Annotated in this window: 3 protein-coding genes; 1 reads left to right on the top strand and 2 read right to left on the bottom strand. The window is 74.1% G+C overall.

Annotated elements, in window-relative coordinates; genetic code table 11:
- Positions 1-135: 135 nt before the first annotated feature.
- Positions 136-531 (bottom strand): superoxide dismutase, Ni, encoded by a 396-nt coding sequence (gene sodN, locus ACFWOG_RS40765; RefSeq protein WP_030392857.1) that lies wholly within the window; start codon positions 529-531, stop codon positions 136-138.
- Between the two features lie 269 nt (positions 532-800).
- Between sodN and sodX the strand changes: the two genes are divergently transcribed.
- Positions 801-1184, top strand: a complete 384-nt coding sequence (sodX, locus tag ACFWOG_RS40760; RefSeq protein WP_380364793.1) for a nickel-type superoxide dismutase maturation protease — start codon at positions 801-803, stop codon at positions 1182-1184.
- A 10-nt stretch (positions 1185-1194) separates the two neighbouring features.
- Here sodX and ACFWOG_RS40755 read toward each other — a convergent pair whose 3' ends face one another.
- On the bottom strand, positions 1195-1785 hold the full coding sequence (locus ACFWOG_RS40755) for a CGNR zinc finger domain-containing protein (RefSeq protein WP_329952260.1): 591 nt from the start codon (positions 1783-1785) through the stop codon (positions 1195-1197).
- Between the last annotated feature and the right edge of the window lie 83 nt (positions 1786-1868).

The following is a 1868-nucleotide window of genomic DNA, read 5'->3' as shown; positions in this document are numbered from 1 at the left end:
GGGGGGGCGCGGCGCCCCCCGGGGGGGGCCCGCCGCGCGGGGCCGGGGGGGGGGGGGGGCCCGCCCCGCGGTGAACGCACGCCCGCCCCCTTCGGGGGGTGCGCCGGGGGGCGGCCGAGGGGTGCTGACCGGGGGTCAGCCCTGCTTGGTCTCCCAGAAGATCTTGTCGACCTCGGCGATCAGGTCGAGCAGGGCCTGGCCGGTGGCCGGGTCGGTCGACGCCTTGGCGGCCGAGGCGGCCTTCAGGGTGTCGTTGATCAGCTGGTGCAGCTGCGGGTACTTCTCGAAGTGCGGGGCCTTGAAGTAGTCGCTCCAGAGCACCGAGATGTGGTGCTTGACGGCCTCCGCGCGCTGCTCCTTGATGATGACGGCGCGGGCGCGGAAGTGCGCGTCCTCGTTGGCCTGGTACTTCTCCTGAGTGGCCTTCACCGACTCGGCCTCGATCCGCGCCTGGGCGGGGTCGTACACGCCGCAGGGCAGGTCGCAGTGGGCGTGCGCGGTGGCACGCGGTGCAAACAGACGAGAGAACATGGGAGTCCTTCCTTAGATCGTCTTCCCGCGGCCGAGATTACCCCGCCGGTCGCGGGGTTTCGCGATCGGGCGGCGGGCCTAGGGCAAAAGGCCGAGCCGGAACCCGGCCAATCCGGACACCGGCGGGTGACGGTCCGTACGGCAGACTTGGGAGCCGAGGACGCGGGCGCGAGCCGGGAGGACGAGTCGTGGCACGGAGCGCGGAACCGGAGGACGGCACCCCGGGGGGCGGCGCGCCGTTCGGGCTGATCGACGTGGCGGGCGACTCGATGGTGCCGACGCTGCGGGAGGGGGACCAGCTGCTGGTCCGGTACGGAGCACGGATCAGGCCGGGCGCGGTGGTGGTGTTCCGTCACCCGTTCCAGCAGGACCTGCTGGTGGTCAAACGGGCCGACGCCCGGCGCCCCAAGGGCTGGTGGCTGCTCTCCGACAACCGGCCGGTCGACAGCGACAGCCGCAGCTACGGCGCGGTCCCGGACGAGCTGGTGCTCGGCCGGGTGCTGCTGCGGCTGCGCCCGCGCCCGGCCTGGCTGGCCCCCGGCCGCGGGCTGGAGCGCCTGCTGCTCTCCACCCCGCTGGCCCGGATCCCCGGCCTGGCCCGGCGCTGCGGCGTCTGGGTCCGCCCGGAGGAGATCCGGGGGAGCCGGGCGTAGGCCCGGGCCCTCAGCCCTGGCCGGCGGTGGCGGCCTCCTGGGCCTCCAGCCGCTTGCGGGCCCGGTAGGCGGCGACGTTGGCGCGGGTCGCGCAGCGGTCGGAGCAGTACCGCCGGGACCGGTTGGTCGAGGTGTCCAGGTAGGAGTTGCGGCAGGGTGCGGCCTGGCAGATGCCGAGCCGGTCGGCGCCCGTCTCGGTCAGGTGGACGGCCAGGCCCATGCAGGCGACGGCGCTGAAGTGCGCGGTGGCGGTGGGGGAGTTGTCGGCGAGGTGCAGGTGCCAGCGGGGCTGGCCGGCGGCGTCCAGGTAGTCGTGGCCGGAGACCAGCGGGCTGACCGGGAACTCCATGAGCAGGCTGTTCAGCAGGTCGACGCTGCGGAACTCGTCGCCCTCGGCGGCGGCCTCGAAGACTCCGCGCAGCCGGGTGCGGACGGCCCGCAGCCGGGGCAGGTCGGATTCGTCGGCGAGGTCGCGGGCCCGGGACGCGTCCGAGAACAGTCCGCGCACCGCATCCACCGAGGTCAGCGAGTCGGTGCCGCGCTCGGGCTCCTCGGTGTTCACCAGCCGGACGGCCAGATCGGCGTACGAGGCGAGCTCCACGGGGGTCCTTCCAGGGGTTGGTAACGGGCTGACTGCGTCCAGCCTATTACCTGTGCGGGGAAAACGTCGGCGCCCGGCAGGAC

The organism is Kitasatospora sp. NPDC058406, from assembly GCF_042722765.1.
In the GTDB taxonomy this organism is placed as follows: Bacteria; Actinomycetota; Actinomycetes; order Streptomycetales; family Streptomycetaceae; genus Kitasatospora.
This window is presented reverse-complemented; position numbering and strand designations above follow the sequence as displayed.